Annotated in this window: 15 protein-coding genes, 1 rRNA gene, 1 pseudogene and 1 riboswitch; of the genes and pseudogenes, 7 read left to right on the top strand and 10 right to left on the bottom strand. The window is 66.1% G+C overall.

The features are described 5' to 3' along the window. Positions 1 to 30: 30 nt before the first annotated feature. Positions 31 to 1,638: a S53 family peptidase gene (locus BDI24065_RS00085; protein WP_175029454.1), complete on the bottom strand. Its 1,608-nt coding sequence runs from the start codon at positions 1,636 to 1,638 to the stop codon at positions 31 to 33. 249 nt (positions 1,639 to 1,887) lie between these two features. After that, on the bottom strand, positions 1,888 to 2,514 hold the full coding sequence (locus BDI24065_RS00080) for a LysE family translocator (RefSeq protein ID WP_027790530.1): 627 nt from the start codon (positions 2,512 to 2,514) through the stop codon (positions 1,888 to 1,890). Positions 2,515 to 2,648: 134 nt separating this feature from the next. Here BDI24065_RS00080 and BDI24065_RS00075 point away from each other — a divergent pair, with 134 nt between their 5' ends. Beyond that, positions 2,649 to 3,113 (top strand): Lrp/AsnC family transcriptional regulator, encoded by a 465-nt coding sequence (locus BDI24065_RS00075; protein WP_046549763.1) that lies wholly within the window; start codon positions 2,649 to 2,651, stop codon positions 3,111 to 3,113. Positions 3,114 to 3,239: 126 nt separating this feature from the next. Here BDI24065_RS00075 and BDI24065_RS00070 read toward each other — a convergent pair whose 3' ends face one another. Then, positions 3,240 to 4,151, bottom strand: a complete 912-nt coding sequence (locus tag BDI24065_RS00070) for a LysR family transcriptional regulator (RefSeq protein WP_043181461.1) — start codon at positions 4,149 to 4,151, stop codon at positions 3,240 to 3,242. Positions 4,152 to 4,290: 139 nt separating this feature from the next. Here BDI24065_RS00070 and speB point away from each other — a divergent pair, with 139 nt between their 5' ends. Both speB and BDI24065_RS00060 read left to right on the top strand, forming a co-directional pair. After that, positions 4,291 to 5,247 carry an agmatinase gene (speB, locus tag BDI24065_RS00065; RefSeq protein WP_011353980.1) on the top strand — a complete coding sequence of 319 codons (957 nt, stop codon included), beginning with the start codon at positions 4,291 to 4,293 and terminating at the stop codon, positions 5,245 to 5,247. Between the two features lie 54 nt (positions 5,248 to 5,301). Beyond that, positions 5,302 to 6,627: an MFS transporter gene (locus BDI24065_RS00060; RefSeq protein ID WP_175029453.1), complete on the top strand. Its 1,326-nt coding sequence runs from the start codon at positions 5,302 to 5,304 to the stop codon at positions 6,625 to 6,627. 130 nt (positions 6,628 to 6,757) lie between these two features. On the opposite strand, the pseudogene BDI24065_RS41610 reads toward BDI24065_RS00060, so the two are convergent. From BDI24065_RS41610 to metE, 3 genes and pseudogenes are all read right to left on the bottom strand, one after another. Further along, positions 6,758 to 6,958: pseudogene (locus tag BDI24065_RS41610) on the bottom strand (epoxyqueuosine reductase QueH); the annotation flags it as partial. After that, positions 6,921 to 7,220 carry a hypothetical protein gene (locus BDI24065_RS00050; RefSeq protein ID WP_175029451.1) on the bottom strand — a complete coding sequence of 100 codons (300 nt, stop codon included), beginning with the start codon at positions 7,218 to 7,220 and terminating at the stop codon, positions 6,921 to 6,923. The pseudogene BDI24065_RS41610 and the gene BDI24065_RS00050, both read right to left, overlap by 38 nt. A gap of 130 nt (positions 7,221 to 7,350) precedes the next feature. Next, positions 7,351 to 9,645 carry a 5-methyltetrahydropteroyltriglutamate--homocysteine S-methyltransferase gene (gene metE / locus BDI24065_RS00045; RefSeq protein WP_175029450.1) on the bottom strand — a complete coding sequence of 765 codons (2,295 nt, stop codon included), beginning with the start codon at positions 9,643 to 9,645 and terminating at the stop codon, positions 7,351 to 7,353. Positions 9,646 to 9,773: 128 nt separating this feature from the next. Here metE and BDI24065_RS00040 point away from each other — a divergent pair, with 128 nt between their 5' ends. Next, a complete protein-coding gene (locus tag BDI24065_RS00040; protein ID WP_175029449.1) occupies positions 9,774 to 10,682 on the top strand; it encodes a LysR family transcriptional regulator in 909 nt (302 codons plus the stop codon). 22 nt (positions 10,683 to 10,704) lie between these two features. On the opposite strand, the gene BDI24065_RS00035 is transcribed toward BDI24065_RS00040, so the two are convergent. Both BDI24065_RS00035 and BDI24065_RS00030 read right to left on the bottom strand, forming a co-directional pair. Continuing rightward, on the bottom strand, positions 10,705 to 11,427 hold the full coding sequence (locus BDI24065_RS00035) for a CbtA family protein (RefSeq protein ID WP_175029701.1): 723 nt from the start codon (positions 11,425 to 11,427) through the stop codon (positions 10,705 to 10,707). 13 nt (positions 11,428 to 11,440) lie between these two features. Then, the gene (locus tag BDI24065_RS00030; protein WP_175015013.1) at positions 11,441 to 11,650 is read right to left on the bottom strand and encodes a CbtB domain-containing protein; all 210 of its coding nucleotides are present in this window, start codon (positions 11,648 to 11,650) and stop codon (positions 11,441 to 11,443) included. A gap of 34 nt (positions 11,651 to 11,684) precedes the next feature. Continuing rightward, a riboswitch (cobalamin riboswitch) is annotated at positions 11,685 to 11,822 on the bottom strand. Between the two features lie 49 nt (positions 11,823 to 11,871). On the opposite strand from BDI24065_RS00030, the gene BDI24065_RS00025 reads away from it, so the two are divergent. From BDI24065_RS00025 to BDI24065_RS00015, 3 genes are all read left to right on the top strand, one after another. Beyond that, positions 11,872 to 12,465 carry a histidine phosphatase family protein gene (locus tag BDI24065_RS00025; RefSeq protein WP_175029448.1) on the top strand — a complete coding sequence of 198 codons (594 nt, stop codon included), beginning with the start codon at positions 11,872 to 11,874 and terminating at the stop codon, positions 12,463 to 12,465. Positions 12,466 to 12,653: 188 nt separating this feature from the next. Then, positions 12,654 to 14,246 (top strand): inorganic phosphate transporter, encoded by a 1,593-nt coding sequence (locus tag BDI24065_RS00020; protein ID WP_175029447.1) that lies wholly within the window; start codon positions 12,654 to 12,656, stop codon positions 14,244 to 14,246. Positions 14,247 to 14,547: 301 nt separating this feature from the next. Further along, the gene (locus BDI24065_RS00015) at positions 14,548 to 15,291 is read left to right on the top strand and encodes a 2OG-Fe(II) oxygenase (protein ID WP_175029446.1); all 744 of its coding nucleotides are present in this window, start codon (positions 14,548 to 14,550) and stop codon (positions 15,289 to 15,291) included. A 276-nt stretch (positions 15,292 to 15,567) separates the two neighbouring features. Here BDI24065_RS00015 and BDI24065_RS00010 read toward each other — a convergent pair whose 3' ends face one another. Continuing rightward, entirely contained in the window at positions 15,568 to 16,992 is a 1,425-nt protein-coding gene (locus tag BDI24065_RS00010) for a DHA2 family efflux MFS transporter permease subunit (protein ID WP_175029445.1), read from the bottom strand. A gap of 617 nt (positions 16,993 to 17,609) precedes the next feature. Then, positions 17,610 to 17,722: ribosomal RNA gene (rrf, locus tag BDI24065_RS00005) — 5S ribosomal RNA — on the bottom strand. Between the last annotated feature and the right edge of the window lie 83 nt (positions 17,723 to 17,805).

Genomic DNA, 17,805 nt, shown 5'->3' with positions numbered 1-17,805 from the left:
CGCCATACGGAAAGACGTGTCCCGCGGCCGTCAGCTCGACGGCTTGCGCGTCAGAATCGCCGCGAGCTGCGCGCCGTTCGGGCTGCCGAGGCCCGTGCACGCATCCCAGCCCTGCGCAGCCGCATACGTGCCGTTCGAGCCCTGCGTGATGTCGCGCAGCGCACCCGGATTCCTGTAGAGCACCGGATTGACCCAGCCGGCAGTCGCACCGCCCGCCGCCGCACTCGCCGCCGCATTGATCCGCGCGATCAGCGCGGCCCACAGCGGTGCGACCGCGCTCGTGCCGCCCATCACCGTGGCCGTGCCCGCGATCGACACTTCGTAGCCCGTCTGCGGCGACGCATCGCCGGCAACGTCCGGCACGCCACGCTTCGCAAGCGGGGTACTGCTGCCGTCGGCGCGCGTGACGGTCAGCCCCTGCTGCCAAGCCGGCAGGTCGAAGAGCGTGCTGACGCCGCCCCCGCCCGCGCCGCCGCCGGCCGCCTCGTCGTTCCACGTGACCTCACTGCGGATACCCTGCCCGGGCAACGCGTCGAGCTGCGTGCCGCCGCAGCCGAGCACGTACGGGCTCGATGCGGGGAAGTCGACATGATCGGCGCCGTCCTGCAGCCCGTCGCCGGAGCCGCTGTCGCCGGATGCCGCGCACACCGTGATGCCCTGCGCGGCCGCCGCCTGCAGCACGCGGTTGAACGCCTGCGCGGACTGCGTCTGCCAGATCGCTTCCGGGCCGCCCCAGCTGATCGAGATCACCGACGGCTTGTTGGTCGTGTCGCTGACGGCCGCGTTGACGGCCTGGATGAAGCCCGCGTCGCTGTTCGCCGCGAAGTACACGGCGATCTTCGCGGCCGGCGCGATCGCACCGGCGATCTCGATGTCGAGCGCGACTTCGCCGTCCGGGCCGCTCGGGTCGCCGGTCGGCGTGTTGCGGCCGGTGCCGACGTTCACGTCGACGAGCGTCGGCGGCGTCGTGATGCCGAGCCCGCGGAAATACTGCTGGATGTCGGCCGCGCGGTAGCCGCCGCCGAGTTCGATGATCGCGATGCATTGCCCGGCGCCGTCGCCGGCCGGGAAGCCGTACAGCGATGCCAGCTGGATCGGGGTGAACGTGACGCCTGCCGCGCCGCCGCGCGCGGGCTTGAACGGCGGACGCAGCCGGAAGTGCGGCCGCGCCTGCGGACGGCTGTCGAGGCCGAGCACGGCCGTGACGGCGTCGCCGAGATCGTCGGGCAGCGCGATCGGGCCGGAGCGGCCGCGATACTGGCCGATCGATTGATGCTCGAAGCGCTCGAGCTTGACGCCGAACGCCGCTTCGAACTGCTGGATCGTGCCGGACAGCACGACGACGCTTTCGACCGGATCGACGCGATCGACCGTCAGCTGGTGACGACGCGCGAAGTCCTCGGCCTTGCGAATATCGTCGGGATTGGCGGAAAAGCGTTGCGCGAAAGTTGCGCGCGACACCGGTTTCGCTTGCGCATCGCCGGTGGCGAGCTGGTGAAGCAGCGTATCGAGTTGCCCCTCTTCCTGCCGCCGCAACATGATCGTGACGTGGATGCGTTCTGCCGGATCGCACGGGCCGAGGCACTTGGACTCGGCGACGATTCGGGGTTCACGGTCGGCGTGAAGATGCCTTGCCATGTTCAGACCCTCCTTGGTACCGCGTTGCACGGAACAGCCAGGAAATCGGACAGGGCCGGCGGGAGACGGTTCCGTTCGGTCGGTCGGGTTCGCAGCAGCGCGAAGTAACAGGGAGTTTAGAACAGTCAGACGATTTGCGCGCACCCCCTTCTGCGACGGGGCGCCCGCACGGGCCGGCGTTGCGCACGGCCTTCATCCGGTGCGGCGACGCGCCGCGCAACCTGCGCCGGCGCGACGCCGCATCGGCACTCAGTCCATCGACAGGCGCAGCGCAAAGCCGATCAGCGCGGCGGAAAACGTCCAGCGCTGCACCGTCTGCGCGAGCGGATGCGCGCGCATCCACGCGGCGATCCGCGACGCGCCGAACACGCAAGCGAGATCGAAGCACACGCCGGCCGCCACCAGCAGCGCGCCCAGCTCGAACATCTGCAACACGACCGGCCCGGCCTCGGGGCGCACGAACTGCGGCAGCAGCACCGAGCAGAACAGCAGCGCCTTCGGGTTCAGCAGGTTGGTGAGCAAGCCTTTCACGAACGACTGGCGCAGTTCGCCCGCCGTGGCCGCCGCATCGCCGTCGCCGAGTGCGAACACGGGCGACCGGAACACCTGGATCGCGACATAGGCGAGATAGAGCGCGCCGCCGTAGCGGATCACTTCGTACAGCCACGGTGCGCTGCGGATCAGCGCCGCGACGCCGCAGGCGGACAGCGTCACGTGCGCGGTGCGCGCGAGCGACAGGCCGGCCGCCGCCGCCATCCCCGGGCGCACGCCGCGGCCGATGCTGGTCTGCAGCACCAGCGCCATGTCCGGCCCCGGCACCGCATAGATGGCCGCCAGCGCGGCGAGATAAATCAACAGCAAATGCGTGGAAATCATGGTCTGCCCCTGTCCTCTTACGACGATATGTTGCCGCCAGAGTGCGAGGGATTATTGGCCATCTTTGGTTCAAGAATGGCGATCCTTAGGGGAATCCGCCACAATCAAGAAATCCAGAAAAGGATTCCGCCAACATGACCGAACTCGACAAAACCGACCGCGCCATCCTCGCCGCGGTGCAGCGTGACGGCCGCCTGCCGATCGCGCGCCTCGCCGATTCCGTGGGCCTCTCCGAGACGCCCTGCGCGCGGCGCCTGAAGCGCCTCGAAAACGACGGCTACATCGAGCGCTACCGCGCGCAGCTGTCGCGCCAGGCGCTCGGTTTCGGCGTCGTGGCGTTCGTGCTCGTGCGGTTCGCAACGCACGATCGCAAGACCGCCGACCGCTTCGAGCGGGAAGTACTCGGCATCGAGCGGATCCTGGCGTGCCACAACGTCGCGGGCACCGCCGACTACTTGCTGCAGGTGGTGGCGCGCGATCTCGACGACTACGGCACGTTCCTGCGCGAATCGCTGCGGATGCTGCCGGGCGTGACGTCGATCGAATCGGCGCTGTCGCTGCGCGAGGTCAAGCATGACGCGGGGTTGCCGGTGCCGTGATGCCGGCGGACGGATGGCACGCGCCAGCCGAACCGGGTGCCCGATTCGTCACTTCGACGCCGATCGATGTGGGCCGTGTCGGGGCACGCTGCCGCAACACTCGTTCACATTGTTGATGCCGGCGGCCTACGCGATGTCGGGCGGCTGGTGCGCGCGTTCGAGATCCTCGAGAAACGCTTCCACCAGCGGATTGCCGCGCCCATTGCGCGCGACGACCATGTGGAACGTCACGTCGTAGCGCAGTTGCTCCGGATTGAGCGGCGTGAGCAGCCCCTGCGCGACGTACGGCGCCGCGAAGTGCTGCGGCAGGTAGCCGAGGTGGTGGCCGGACAGGATCAGCAGCGCGACGGCCTCCATGTTGTCGGCGGTCGCGGTCACGCGGTCGGGCGTCGTCGACATCTGCGCTTCGGGTAGCGGATACGAGCGCCACGCCCATTCGAAGCCCGCGACATCGGCGGGCGTCAGCGCGCCGGCGCCGTCGAACAGCGGATGGCCGCGCCCGCAGTACGCGACCTGGCGCTCGATGAACAGCGGCGTGTAGTGCAGCGACGGCACCCGGTGCCAGAAGTAGCCGACCGCGATCTGGATCTCGTCGCTCAGCAGCTTCTCCTCGAGATCGCCCGGCGCGCGCACGGAGATCGAGAAGCGCACGGCCTCGTCGCGGGTGCGGAACGCGGCGATCGCCTCGGCGATCCGCGCGTTCTGGCTCACCGGCGTATGGCCGATCAGGCCGATGTGCAGCGTGCCGACCAGTTGGCGGTCCATATGCCGCGCCGCCATCCCGAATTCATCGAGCGCGGCCAGCAGCTTGCGGCTCATCGCGTGGAACCGCTCGCCCTTCGGCGTGAGCCGGAAGCCGCTGCGGCCGCGCTCGCAGAGCCGGTAGCCGAGCCGCGTCTCGAGCGACGACAGCTGCGCGCTGATCGTCGACTGCCCGACGTTCAGTACGGCCTGCGCGGCCGATACGCCGCCCGCGTCCGTGACCGCGAGAAACACGCGGATCAACCGCAGATCGAGGGTCGACAGATTCCCCAGCACGTTCATCCCCTTCCATACATCGATGAAAATCGATGTTTACGTCGATATCTTCGCATTCTTCTTTGCCGGCGGAGCGCGTAAAACTGTGCGCCAAGCCGCGTCGCATGATACGGCACCCCCACATCGGAAGAGACAGCCCATGAACGACCACACCCATTTCCAGCCGCTCGGCGGCAATGAAATGCCGCGCTGCGGCGGCATCGCGACGATGATGCGCCTGCCGCACGTGGCGAGCGCCGAAGGCCTCGACGCCTGCTTCGTCGGCGTGCCGTTCGACCTCGGCACCTCCAACCGCACCGGCGCACGCTTCGGCCCGCGCCAGATCCGCACCGAATCCGTGCTGCTGCGCCCGTACAACATGGCCACGCGCGCCGCCCCGTTCGACTCGCTGCAGATCGCCGACATCGGCGACGTCGCGATCAATCCGTACAACCTGCACGATTCCATCGCACGCATCGAAGCCGCGTACGACGCGATCCTCGAACACGACTGCAAGCCGATCACGCTCGGCGGCGACCATACGATCGCGCTGCCGATCCTGCGCGCGATCCACCGCAAGCACGGCAAGGTTGCATTGATCCACGTCGATGCACATGCCGACGTGAACGACACGATGATGGGCGAAAAGATCGCGCACGGCACGCCGTTCCGCCGCGCGGTCGAGGAAGGCCTGCTGCACGGCGACAAGGTCACGCAGATCGGCCTGCGCGGCACCGGCTACGCCGCCGAGGATTTCGACTGGTGCCGCGAGCAGGGCTTCCGCGTCGTCCAGGCCGAGGAATGCTGGAACAAGTCGCTCGCGCCGCTGATGGAAGAAGTGCGCGCGCGGGTCGGCGACACGCCCGTCTACATCAGCTTCGACATCGACGGCATCGACCCGGCCTACGCGCCGGGCACCGGCACGCCGGAAATCGCGGGCCTCACGGTGCCGCAGGCGCTCGAGATCATCCGCGGCGCGAAGGGGCTGAACATCGTCGGCTGCGATCTCGTCGAAGTCGCGCCGCCGTACGACCCGTTCGGCACCACGGCGCTGCTCGGCGCGAACCTCGCGTACGAGCTGCTGTGCGTGCTGCCGGGCGTCGCATACCGCGACTGACCCCCGCCCCACCACCTATTCCAAATCAGAGAATTCAGAGGAGCACATATCAAGATGGGGACTTCCGTCAAGCAACCCAAGCGGGCGGCGCTCGCGTCGTTCGTCGGCACCACGATCGAGTGGTACGACTTCTATAGCTACGCGACCGCCGCCGCCATCGTGTTCGGGCCGCTGTTCTTTCCCGGCGAAAACCGCTTCATCAGCCTGCTCGCGTCGTTCGGCTCGTTCGCGGTCGGCTTCTTCGCGCGGCCGCTCGGCGGCGTGATGTTCGGCTACCTCGGCGACCGCTTCGGCCGCAAGCGCTCGCTGCTCGCGACGCTGATGCTGATGGCCGTGTCGACGGTCGCGATCGGCCTGCTGCCGACCCACGCACAGGCCGGTGTGATTGCCCCGATCCTCCTCGTGCTGATGCGCGTGCTGCAAGGCATCGCGGTCGGAGGCGAATGGGGCGGCGCGGTGCTGCTCGCCGGCGAGCATGCGCCGGAAGGCAAGCGCACGTTCTTCGCGTCGTTCGCGCAGCTCGGCAGCGCGAGCGGCCTGATCCTGTCGATGCTCGCGTTCGGCGCGATCAGCACGCTGTCGAAGGAAGACATGATGAGCTGGGGCTGGCGCGTGCCGTTCCTCGCGAGTTCCGTGCTGCTGATCGTCGGCTTCGTGATCCGCGCAAGCGTGTCGGAATCGCCCGAGTTCGAGGAGGTCAAGAAGAGCGGCAACATCGCGCAAAAGCCGCTGCGCGAAGCACTCAAGTACTGGCCGCTGCTGCTGCTCGCGATCGGCGCGAACGTGTACGGCATCGCCGGCGTGTATTTCAGCAACATCTTCATGATCAGCTACGCGACGCAGTTCCTGTCGCTCGACCGGTCGATGGTGCTGCATTGCATGACGATCGTCGCCGTACTGCAGTTCGTCGTGCAGCTCGCGGCCGCGTTCCTCGCGCAGCGCTTCGGCACCACGCGCGTGCTGCTGATCACCGGCGCATGGGCCGCGATCGTCCCGTTCGTCATGCTGCCGCTCGTGCACATGGGCACGCCGCTGTCGATCACGGTCGGCGTCGGCCTCGCGACGCTCGCGGAATCGGGCTACTACTCGGTGGTCGCGGGCTTCGTCAGCGGCATCTTCGTCGCACGCATCCGCTACACGGCGATCTCGATCGCGTACCAGGTGTGCGGCGCGCTCGCCGGCGGCCTGACGCCGCTCGTCGCGACCATCATCGCGCAGAACACCGCGCCGCAATGGTGGCCGCTCGCGCTCCAGTACACGAGCGCTGCGATCCTGTCGTCACTGTGCGTGTGGCTGATCTCGCGCCGCGTCAGCATCGACGATGCGGGCGCGCCCCGCAAGACGGCCGACACGCTGCCGCGCGCGGCTCGCACCGCGTAGCGCACACGCGTACCGGGCGGCGGCTTCACCCGCCCGGGTCTCGCACGAACAAAGGGCGACCCGGGTCGCCCTTTTTCTTTCCATGTCCAGGCCGTCGCACGCACACCGTCATCGTTGATCTTCCGCAGCGTGGACGAACGTTCGGATTGCAGATCAAGATCGTGTAGTCGACGGCCGAAGCGCGCATCGCTTCCATCACTTCACCCGAGCATGGCGCGCAGCACGGCTGCAGCAATACCTTGCGCGGGCCGCCAGGAAGCGGGAGCGGTGTCCGTTCGCCGGAGTCGTCCTGTTCACTCCGCGCCGAAGAGGGTGTTCCGAAGGACGTCACGCATCGCGCCGTCCGCTTGCTCGGCGCGTCTTTTCGCCGTGGCGAAATCCGGGGAGCCGCGGTCGGTATCGACCAGCGCGGCCTGTGCGTCGTCGCTTGCGATCCACGCGCCGGCGATCGCACGCAATGCGTCGCGGTCGCGACGCAGCAGCCGGGTCACGACCGTGCGACCGATCTCTTCGTACATCGCCCAGCAATCGTCGCTGTCGTCTTCGAGCGCCTGCATCAGTTGCCCGATTGCCTCGTTCGCTGCATGACTCACCTGGTACGCCTCCCGCTCCTGATGTCACAGTAGAAACGACGCGTCCCGGGGCGTGCCCGGGACGGTTCGAACCGATGCGTCGCCCGCCGCCGATCGACGATCGGGACGGCAGGCACGCATCGTTCTCGTGTTATTGCACTTGATTGCGCAGCGTCTTCGCGGCGGCGACCATGTTCGTCAGCGCCGGAATCACTTCCGCCCACTGGCGCGTCTTCAGGCCGCAGTCCGGGTTCACCCACAGGCGTTCCGCCGGAATCCGCTCGGCCGCCTTCTTCATCAGGCCGACGATGTGTTCCTGCGTCGGGATGTTCGGCGAGTGAATGTCGTACACGCCCGGCCCGATTTCGTTCGGATACTTGAAGTTGTCGAACGCGTCGAGCAGCTCCATGTCCGAGCGCGAGGTCTCGATCGTGATCACGTCCGCATCCATGTCGGCGATCGACGCGATGATGTCGTTGAACTCCGAATAGCACATGTGCGTGTGGATCTGCGTATCGTCCCGCACGCCGTTCGCGGTGATGCGAAACGATTCGACCGCCCACTTCAGGTATTCGCCCCATTGCGCGCGACGCAGCGGCAGCCCTTCGCGCAGCGCGGCCTCGTCGATCTGGATCACGCGCACACCGGCCTTCTCGAGATCGAGCACTTCCTCGCGGATCGCGAGCGCGAGCTGGTAGCACGACACCGAGCGCGGCTGGTCGTCGCGCACGAACGACCAGTTCAGGATCGTCACCGGGCCGGTCAGCATGCCCTTCATCGGCTTGTTCGTCAGCGACTGCGCATACGTGATCCACTCGACCGTCATCGCCTTCGGGCGGCTGATGTCGCCGAACAGGATCGGCGGTTTCACGCAGCGCGAACCGTACGACTGCACCCAGCCGAACTGGCTGAACGCGTAGCCGTCGAGCTGCTCGCCGAAGTATTCGACCATGTCGTTGCGCTCGGCCTCGCCGTGCACGAGCACGTCGAGTTCGAGCGATTCCTGTTCACGGACGCTGCGTTCGATCTCGGCCTGCATCGCCTTGCGGTAGCCGGCTTCATCCAGCGCACCGGCCTTGAACTGGCTGCGGGCCTGGCGGATTTCGCCGGTCTGCGGGAACGAGCCGATCGTCGTCGTCGGGAACGCCGGCAGGTTCAGGCGCGCCGACTGCTTCGGCGCGCGCTGCGTATAGGGGCTCACACGGTTGCCGAGCTGCGCGTCGATCCGGGCGATCGCGGCCTTCACCGCCGGCTTGTTCACGCGCGGCGAGTGGCGACGCGACTGAATCGCGGCGGCGTTCGCGGCCAGCGCATCGGCCACCTTGTCGCGGCCTTCGTTCAGCGCGGTCGCGAGCACCTTCAGCTCGTCAAGCTTCTGCAGCGCGAACGCGAGCCACGAGCGGATTTCCGCATCGAGCTTCTCCTCGCTCGCGAGATCGACCGGCACGTGCAGCAGCGAGCACGACGGTGCGAGCCACAGGCGATCGCCCAGTTGCTGCGCGAGCGGTTCGAGCCAGTCGAGCGTCGCGTTCAGGTCCGTCTTCCAGATGTTGCGGCCGTTGATCGCGCCCACCGACAGCACGTGCCCGGCCGGCAGTTCACGCGCCAGCGTGTCGACTTCGTCGCGTGCGTTGATCGCATCGATATGCAGGCCGTCGACCGGCAGCGAGGTCGCGAGCGCCAGGTTGCCCTGCAGCTGGCCGAAGTACGTCGCGAGCAGCACCTTGATCCGGCGCGTTTCGAGCGCGGCGTACGCGGTCCTGAACGCTTGCTGCCATTCGGCGTCGAGTTCGGTGACGAGAATCGGTTCGTCGATCTGCACCCACTCGACGCCCTGCGCGGTCAGCGTGTCGAGCAGCGCGCCGTACACGGGCAGCAGCTTCGGCAGCAGCGCGAGGCGATCGGAATCGTCCTTCGCCTTGCCGAGCCACAGGTACGTGACGGGGCCGAGGATCACCGGCTTCGCAGCCACGCCCTGCGCCTGCGCCTCCGCCAGTTGCTGGAGCAGGCGCGACGGATCGAGCGAGAAGTTCGTGTCCGCGTGGAATTCCGGCACGATGTAGTGGTAGTTCGTATCGAACCACTTCGTCATTTCACCGGCCGAGACGCCGCCGCAGCACGCGGCATGCGCTTCCGCCGACTGCGCCGAACGGCCGCGCGCGACACGGAAATAGTTGTCGAGCACGTCGCCGTGGAAGCCCTGCACGCGCTTCGGCAGGTTGCCGAGCGTGAAGCTCATGTCGAGCACCTGATCGTAGAACGCGAAGTCGCCGACCGGGGCCAGATCGAGGGCGCGCTGGTCGTTCCAGTGACGCTGGCGCAGCTCGGCGCCAAGCGCCTTCAGCGCGTCGCGCGACGATTCGCCCTTCCAGTAGCGTTCGAGACCGAACTTGAGTTCACGCTTCGCGCCGATGCGCGGAAAACCGAGGTTGTGTGTCGTGACCATGAGCCGCCGTCCAGAAGAGAAATTGAAGGTCCGGCAACCATCATAGGGATTTCAAATCATGAAATAAAATGGCATTATTTCATTCATCCATTAAAATTTTTCATGCATCCATTGCGTGCGCGAAATCCATGCTGGAACGATTCCATCTCGTCGTCATTCGTGAGGTCGAGCGCCAGGGCTCGCTGACCGCGGCCGCCAATGCACTGCACCTCACGCAATCGGCACTCAGCCATACCGTCAGGAAGATCGAGCAGCAGCTCGGCACGCCGATCTGGGATCGGGAAGGCCGCGGCCTGCGCCTCACGCAGGGCGGGCAGTATCTGCTGAAACTGGCGAACCGGCTGCTGCCGCAGTTCGAGCTCGCCGAGGAGCGGATGAAGCAGTACGCGAAGGGCGAGCGCGGCACGCTGCGCATCGGGATGGAGTGCCACCCGTGCTACCAGTGGCTGCTGAAGGTCGTGTCGCCGTACCTGTCGCGCTGGCCGGACGTCGACGTCGACGTGAAGCAGCGCTTCCAGTTCGGCGGGATCGGCGCGCTGTTCGGCTATGACATCGACGTGCTCGTGACGCCCGATCCGCTGAACAAGCCGGGCCTGCGCTTCGACCCGGTGTTCGACTACGAGCAGGTGCTGGTGGTCGCCGACTCGCACCGGTTCGCGAACGCCGACTACGTGACGCCCGAACAGCTGACCGACGAGATCCTGATCACCTACCCGGTCGAAACCGACCGGCTCGACATCTACAACCAGTTCCTGACACCGGCCGGCATCGTGCCGAGGCGGCACAAGTCGATCGAGACGACCGACATCATGCTGCAGATGGTGGCGAGCGGACGCGGCGTGGCCGCGCTGCCGAGATGGCTTGCCGACGAATACGCGGACCGGATGCCGGTCGTGCCGGTCAAGCTCGGCAGGAAGGGAATTGCGAAGCAGATCTTTCTCGGCATCCGCGACGCGGATGCGACGATCGACTATCTGGCCGCGTTCGTCGCGCTGGCGCGCGAATCGACGTGGAGCGCGCCGCGCATGCTGCGCTAGGCGCGCCCCGTAGAAATGCGCGTCAGGCGGCGCGCATCCCGACGCGCTCGGAACGCTCGACCCATGCACCGAACAGCAGGCCGATCGTCGTCCACATGATCACCTGCATGCCGATCGCCGCGGCGCGGAACTTCCACAGCACGACGGCCGGGAACGCAGCCGGCACTTCGTTGATCGACGGCAGTCCGAGCTGCACGGCCGCGATGATCGCGATGAACACGAGCCCCGCGACGATCGACGCGTTCCATTGGCCGAGCTTCGCCAGCAGATGACGGCGCAGGTTGACCGAGAACACCATCGTCGCGATCGAGATCGCGATCATCAGGAAGAACAGCCCCGTGCGATAGCCGATCGTGTCGGGGTCTCCGACCGACGGCGGATTGGCCGGGTACTTGATGTTCGGCACGATCACGAGCGCGATGAATGCCGCCAGCGCGAGCCACGCGGCGAGCGGCCGTGCGGGGAGACGGCTGCCTCGGCCATACGCATACGCAAAGACCAGCGAGAACAGCCCGCCGAACGCCGCGCCGTAGGTCACGACGCCCGTCAACAGGCCGAGGCCGGCCTGCGTGTGACGGCTGACCAGCTCGGGCTCCGGCGCGTCGCCCTTGGCGGCGTCGAGTTTTTCTTCGAAGGAGATTGCCTGATCGACTTGCGGTTCGCCGACGATTTTGGCGAAACCGAACGTGAGAAGGCCTGCGGCGATGCCTGCGAGCATCCCGCGCATGAGCAGCTTTCCGACCATCATGGACTCCGCGTCAGTGGCAGGGGAAGCCGAGCAGATGGCGGCCGTCGTGCACGAATTCGTGGACATACATGCCCGGCACGAGCGACGTTGCGCCCTCTTCCGCGCCGACGAAGTAAATCGCGAGCAACAGGATCAGGCCGACGAACACGGCCCAAGGCAACAGTTCACGGACGGGGATGGGCGCCGGCACGACCGCCGGCTTCAGCACTGCTTCGCTCATGGATGCACCTCAGGGGGAATCGCGCCCCGACAAATGTTGGATGGGTACGAAGGCAGGTCTGGCTTCCGGGATCATGGATCACCGGTTACAGTGGCGCGACCGCGCCGGGATTGCACCGGCTTCCGCGTTTCGTATCGGGCGAATTGTACGCGCGAACGTTCGCGTATTGAAGCGGCGACAGGGGGGCGAACGCGTCCGTCCGGGATCATCCGAAAATCGACATGAACATGCATGCCTCGCTGCGCCTGATCGCACACGCCTCGACCCGGGCGATGCGCACCGGCACGTTTCCCGACGACGATCCGCTCGACGCGCACGGGCTCGCCGACGCTGTGGCGCTGCGCGACCGGTGGACGGACATCGCCGGCTCGCGCGTGTTCGTGCTGTGCAGCCCCGCCCGCTGTGCGGTGCAGACCGCCGATGCGCTCGGCCTGAACGCCGACATCGACGACGCACTGCGCGACATCGACTACCGAAACTGGCGCGGCAAGCGGCTGCGCGACCTCGCGCGCGACCTGCCTGACGAACTCGGCGCGTGGATCGGCGATCCGTTGGCGTCGCCGCACGGCGGCGAATCGTTCGACGCAGCGATGCGCCGCGTCAGCGCATGGTTGAACGCGCTGCAACACGGCCGCGACATCATCGCGATCACGCATGCGCCGATCGTTCGCGCGGCCGTCGCACATGCCATGCGACTGGATCCCGTCGCAGCTACCCGCATCGACGTCGCGCCGCTGTCGTGCACGTCGTTCGCTGCGTCGCCGCACGGATGGAGGTTGATCGCCGACGACGATCGGCGCGACACTGATGCATAGCCGCCTGCCGTGTTGTGTTTACTGTGTCGACCACGACACAAGCCGAAGTGCCGAAGTGTCGCGTCGCAAGCGCATCGCGACGCTCACCTTGCGTTTCTGTAAGACACACCGTTCGTTGTCCCTGCTGTCATCAAACTGACTGCTAGCCGAAGCTAGGATCGGTCGCGGTTCCCTTACGAGATACCGTCATGAATCAACCTGCTTCGTCTGCCCCGAACAGTCCGGGCTCCGTCGAGCGCACCAAGCAGCTCGGCTATGCCGTCTTCCTGCTGGTGCTCGCGATCGGCGCGGTCTATATCGCCACGCACCTGATCGACGATCTGTCGCCGGTGCGCGAAGGATCGCTGTTCCCGTACCTGATGCTCGGTGCTGCGCTGGTGATCGCGCTCGGCTTCGAATTCGTCAACGGTTTCCACGACACCGCGAACGCGGTCGCGACCGTGATCTATACGCACTCGCTGACACCGAACGTCGCGGTGATCTGGTCCGGCATGTGGAACTTCCTCGGCGTGATGATCTCGAGCGGCGCCGTTGCGTTCGGCATCCTGCAACTGCTGCCGGTCGAGCTGATCCTGCAGGTCGGCAGCGGGTCAGGCTTCGCGATGGTGTTCGCGCTGCTGATCGCCGCGATCGTGTGGAACCTCGCGACCTGGTATTTCGGGTTGCCGTCGTCGAGCTCGCATACGCTGATCGGGTCGATCATCGGCGTCGGGCTGATGAATCAGCTGATGCACGGGCCGTCCGGCACGAGCGGCGTCGACTGGGGCCAGGCGCTCGGCGTCGGCAAGTCGCTGCTGTTCTCGCCGATCGTCGGCTTCCTGTGCGCGGCACTGCTGCTGCTCGTACTGAAGGCCCTCGTGCGGATTCCTGAGCTGTACAAGGAGCCGCCGAAGGATCAGCCGCCGCCGTTCTGGATTCGCTGCCTGCTGATCCTGACCTGCACGGGCGTGTCGTTCGCACACGGTTCGAACGACGGGCAGAAAGGGATGGGCCTCATCATGCTGATCCTGATCGGCACGGTGCCGACCGCCTATGCGCTGAACAAGGCCGTTACGCCGGCCGAGACGCAGACCTTCGTTGCAGTCGCGAACCAGGCAGCCGCGACGTTCGGGAAATACACGAACGGCGTCGCACCGTCTTCGAACCCGCGCGCCGACGTCGAGCTTTACGTACAGCATCGCGAACTGACGCCGGCCGTGATCCCCGCCGTGCAGCAGTTGTCCACGTCGCTCGCGACCGCGGTCGGCGCGTCGGGTTCGATGGCGGCCGTGCCGCAGCGCGACGTCGACAACGTGCGCAACACGATGTATCTGGTGTCCGAAGCAATTCGCCTGATCGAGAAATCCGGACAGCCCGCGTTCGCCGCCGACGACAAGCTCGCGATCGACAACTATCGCAAGCAGCTCGACCACGCGACCAAGTTCATTCCGACGTGGGTCAAGGTTGCGGTCGCGATCGCGCTGGGCCTCGGCACGATGGTCGGCTGGAAGCGGATCGTCGTGACGGTCGGCGAGAAAATCGGCAAGCAGCATCTGACGTACGGACAGGGTGCGTCGGCCGAACTCGTCGCCATGCTCACGATCGGCGCGGCCGACGTGTACGGATTGCCCGTGTCGACGACGCACGTGCTGTCGTCGGGCGTCGCGGGCACGATGTCGGCGAACGGCTCCGGGTTGCAATGGAGCACGGTGCGCAGCCTCGTGCTGGCGTGGGTGCTAACGCTGCCGGCGTCGATCGTGCTCGCCGGCGGGCTCTATTGGTTGTTCCGGTCGGTGGCCTGATCGGTGATGCGGTGGGTGGCCGGCAGGAGCCGGCTGCCTGCTGCGGAAGATTTGTCTCTCCGTCTCTCCGTCTCTCCGTCTCTCCGCTTCGACTCGTCGACGCATCCGGTGCGCCCATGCCGTCGCGAGCGTTCACCCTCTTCCTTTCCCGAATTGAAGCGCAAGATCTGGAGCGCGCCGGCGCATGGACATCCGTAGACTGGGCCCATCAATATCTACCGTGGGCTCAACCGTGCGGACGACGTGGCCGAAGCATTCCGCACGACTGCATGGCCCCATCGCTGACGAACGAGGTACGCCCGTGAACATTGCCGACCTGCAACCTGCCGTGGAATCGCTGGATATCGCACAACGCGTCGACGCGATCGACTGGACGACCGTCGATACCGATCTCGAGCGCCATGGATGCGCGCGCGTGCCGAGCCTGATCTCGGCAAGCGAATGCGCGGCGCTCGCGTCGCTCTATCCACGCGATGTGCTCTATCGCTCGCGTGTCGTGATGGCGCGGCACGGCTTCGGTCGCGGCGAATACAAGTATTTCGCGTACCCGCTGCCTGCGATCGTCGCCGAGCTGCGCGCAACGATCTACCCGCATCTCGCGCCAATCGCGAATCGCTGGAACAAGGCACTCGGGATCGACGTCCGCTATCCGGCAGACCACGCGACCTTCCTCGATCGCTGCCACGCAGCGGGACAGACGCGACCGACGCCGCTGATCCTGCAATACGGTCCCGACGACTACAACTGCCTCCATCAGGACCTCTATGGCGAACACGTCTTTCCGCTTCAGGTCGCGATCCTGCTGTCGGCGCCGGGCCGCGATTTCACGGGCGGCGAATTCGTGCTGACGGAACAGCGGCCACGCATGCAGTCGCGCGCGGAAGTGGTGCCGCTGATGCAAGGCGACGCCGTCATCTTCGCCGTGCACGGCAGGCCCGTGCAGGGAACGCGCGGCGTCTATCGCGTCAACCTGCGCCACGGCGTCAGCAGGATCCGGAGCGGCCATCGCCACACGGTCGGCATCATCTTCCACGACGCACAGTAACCGGCAATCGGAACGCTCACGATGCTGGCAGCGCATCCGTCACGCAGACGGATTTGCGCGGGAAATGCCGCGCATCCGACATGCCAATCGCTCGTTATCGATTCGGGTTCCTTGCGAGCGGGCATCAGTGCGCGACCCGCTCCCCCATCCAACCTGGCAGATGATCGCTTTCGATTCCCGCCAGACCGTCGCGACACGTCGGGTCGACGTTCCAAGTGAGCAACAGGGGGCCCGAGCACTCACCTGCCGCGGCATAAAGTCATCGGGAAATCCGGCCTACCCGCGCGCCACATTCGCCCGCAGCCGGTCACCCGCATCGGAAGCGAGCCGCGCGTAGCCAGGCAACGTCAGCAACGCGAGTACGCCCGCCGCGACGAACGCCCAGCGGAAGTCGTCGAGTACGTAGTGCATGCCGGCCGCATCGCCACGCACCAGCGCCGCAAGTCGCAGCGACAACGCCCCGAACGCGATGCCCATCCCGATCGTCATCTGCTGCGCCGCGCTCCACAGCGTGCTGGCCGCGCTTGTCTGCTGGGTCGGGATGTCCGCATAGGCCAGCGTCGCGAGTGTCGTGAACTGCATCGACCGCGTCAGGCCGTAGACGAAGACAACGAACAGCGTAATCGCCAGCGGCGTCGATGCGGTCAGCCAGCCACATGCGATCGTGAAGAGGCCGACCATCGTCACGTCGACGAGCGCGACGCGTCGAAAACCAAAGCGGTCGAGAATCCACGACGTTCCCGCCTTCATCCCGAGATTGCCGAGCGCGCTTGCGAGCAACAGCAGGCCGGACTGGAACGGCGACAGCCCGAAACCGATCTGGAACAGCAGCGGCAACAGGTAAGGCACGGCGTTGATGGCCATCCGCGTAATCGAACCGGTGATCACCGTCACCGAGAACGTCGGCACCTTCAATGTCGTGAAGTCGAGCAGCGGATGCGCGCAACGTCGCGCATGCCACCACGCGGCAATGCCGAACAGCACACTCGCGCCCACCAGGACGGCCGCGCGCGTGAAGTGAACGTCCTGCTGGCCGGCCGCTTCAGTGCCGATCAGCAGACAGGTCAGCGCGCCCCCAGCGAGCACGAAGCCGCCCCAGTCGAGCGGCCGTTGCTCGTCGGCCCGCGTGTTCCGCACGATCAGCCAGGTGCAGACCAGTGCTGCAATGCCGAACGGAACGTTCAGCAGGAAGATCCATCGCCATGACGCATAGGTCGTGATGAAGCCGCCGATCGGCGGCCCGACGACAGGCGCGACGATGCCCGGCCACGTGATCGTCGCGATCGCACGCATCAGCTTCGCCTTCTCGGTGCTGCGCACGACGATCATGCGCCCGACCGGCACCATCATCGCCCCGCCGACGCCTTGCAGCAGCCGCGCAGCCGTGAACGTCACGACGCCCTCGGACAACCCGCACAGCACCGACGCGCCGGTAAAGACGACGATCGCACTGGCGAACACGGTGCGCGAGCCATAGCGATCCGCGATCCAGCCGCTGATCGGGATGAATACGGCAAGCGCCAGCATGTAGGCCGTCATCCCGAGGCTCAGCGCGTTTGGCCCGACGCCGAACGAGCGCGCCATTTGCGGCAGCGCGGTCGCGATCACGGTCGTGTCGAGGTACTCCATGAAGAACGTTGCGGCGACGAGATACGGCAAGAAGTCGGTCGTCCGACCACTTTGGGCAGGGCTGTCAGTCATGAACGGTGCGCGAAACGGAATACGGAGAACACCGACTGCCAGCCGCGCCTGGAAGCGCCGGGAATCGGAACGAATGGCGATATTACCCCGAAGGGCTTGTACCCCGCTCTGCCGGGCATGTCGCGCGAATGGACTTTATGCGCATAGATTTCTTTGACGATCTAGGGCTGAGTTCGCTGCGTGGCGCAGACGATCACGTCGACGCAGCGTGTCGAAGGATCGCAGGATGATCCAGGAGGTCTTTCGCCCGGACGCATTAATTGCCAGCCATTTTTGACCAACGTCGCCCATCGTCAGCCATTACAGCACCATCCATGGATGAATCGACGATAGATTGGCACTCACTGGAGTGCCGATTGATGTGGGATAAGGGAGAGCGGGCCGGGAGATTTCCGTGGCGCAGAGCTGGAGATCGCTCGAGAACATTGGAGGCCTGAGTCGATGCATTCGACGCCTCGGTTCCAGCCGGATTGATGCGGAGCGCAGCGGAACGTGCGTGGAGATAGGAGTGACGCGGAGCTGTATCCAGCCTGCTGTCCATCCCGATTCCGCTGCGCATTTTTGCCGTGCCAATGCAAAAACCCCCGCCTTTCGGGCGGGGGTTCCTGGCTTAGGGAGCCTGACGATTACCTACTTTCACACGGGAATCCGCACTATCATCGGCGTAGAGTCGTTTCACGGTCCTGTTCGGGATGGGAAGGGGTGGGACCGACTCGCTATGGTCATCAGGCAAAAGGGGTTGTTGTGCTGGCTTCGCAGCACAACCAATCTTGGAAGAAGCAGTAATTTTGAGTTGTGTGTATCACACACGAG

The organism is Burkholderia lata (genome assembly GCF_902499025.1).
Classification (GTDB): Bacteria; Pseudomonadota; Gammaproteobacteria; order Burkholderiales; family Burkholderiaceae; genus Burkholderia; species Burkholderia lata_C.
The sequence above is the reverse complement of the archived record's forward strand: the minus strand, read 5'-3'. Positions and strand labels throughout refer to the sequence as shown.

Coding starts and splice junctions, on each gene's coding strand:
- BDI24065_RS00085 (WP_175029454.1), bottom strand. CDS start 1,638: ATGGCAAGGCATCTTCACGCCGACCGTGAACCCCGAATCGTCGCCGAG.
- BDI24065_RS00080 (WP_027790530.1), bottom strand. CDS start 2,514: ATGATTTCCACGCATTTGCTGTTGATTTATCTCGCCGCGCTGGCGGCC.
- BDI24065_RS00075 (WP_046549763.1), top strand. CDS start 2,649: ATGACCGAACTCGACAAAACCGACCGCGCCATCCTCGCCGCGGTGCAG.
- speB (WP_011353980.1), top strand. CDS start 4,291: ATGAACGACCACACCCATTTCCAGCCGCTCGGCGGCAATGAAATGCCG.
- BDI24065_RS00060 (WP_175029453.1), top strand. CDS start 5,302: ATGGGGACTTCCGTCAAGCAACCCAAGCGGGCGGCGCTCGCGTCGTTC.
- metE (WP_175029450.1), bottom strand. CDS start 9,645: ATGGTCACGACACACAACCTCGGTTTTCCGCGCATCGGCGCGAAGCGT.
- BDI24065_RS00040 (WP_175029449.1), top strand. CDS start 9,774: ATGCTGGAACGATTCCATCTCGTCGTCATTCGTGAGGTCGAGCGCCAG.
- BDI24065_RS00035 (WP_175029701.1), bottom strand. CDS start 11,427: ATGGTCGGAAAGCTGCTCATGCGCGGGATGCTCGCAGGCATCGCCGCA.
- BDI24065_RS00030 (WP_175015013.1), bottom strand. CDS start 11,650: ATGAGCGAAGCAGTGCTGAAGCCGGCGGTCGTGCCGGCGCCCATCCCC.
- BDI24065_RS00025 (WP_175029448.1), top strand. CDS start 11,872: ATGAACATGCATGCCTCGCTGCGCCTGATCGCACACGCCTCGACCCGG.
- BDI24065_RS00020 (WP_175029447.1), top strand. CDS start 12,654: ATGAATCAACCTGCTTCGTCTGCCCCGAACAGTCCGGGCTCCGTCGAG.
- BDI24065_RS00010 (WP_175029445.1), bottom strand. CDS start 16,992: ATGACTGACAGCCCTGCCCAAAGTGGTCGGACGACCGACTTCTTGCCG.